At 35.4% G+C, this 551-nt stretch carries 1 protein-coding gene; it reads left to right on the forward strand.

Annotated features, from left to right (window positions below):
- Positions 1-223 precede the first annotated feature (223 nt).
- A partial coding sequence (locus ABD296_RS50110) for a YidX family protein (protein ID WP_344285770.1) occupies positions 224-551 on the forward strand: 328 nt, incomplete at its 3' end.

The raw sequence follows: 551 nt of genomic DNA on the forward strand, positions 1-551 counted from the left end.
CGCTGCTATATTCCATAAACTCTGGAATATAAGCAAACAGAATAAGACGGACGTGAAAATTGCAGAACGTGGCAACAGTACACCATGGCTGTTAGAAATTGCACGAAGCAACTATAGCAGGCGAGCTACATGTAATAAAATTACAAAACGTTGATTTATGGGTTCCATTCTTAACCCAGATGTTTCCTAAGTTTTTTAAAAATAATTTTTAAGAGTAATGTTCATGTATAAAACATTGACCACTTGCCTACTAGTAACTTGTCTTGGCTTAAGTGGATGTGCAACTTCTATTTTATCGACTGCCCTTCCGAATGAGACGACTGAGGTCCAAACAACTATTTTAAAGACAGATCAAATTATTGTACTGGGGCAAGCCATTAAAAACCAGCAAGAACAAGGCGTCGTATTTATAGGACAAGACTTTAATTATTTAATGACGGAAGGAAGTTCGGAATTTTTAAATATCATTAAAAATATTCCTGTAAATCAAAGAACTTTAATTATTCCATCTCCTCTGCTACTTGAAATGGATGACCCTACGCATTTTCATG

Origin of the sequence: Actinomadura napierensis (assembly GCF_039529375.1) — a bacterium.
In the GTDB taxonomy this organism is placed as follows: Bacteria; Actinomycetota; Actinomycetes; order Streptosporangiales; family Streptosporangiaceae; genus Spirillospora; species Spirillospora napierensis.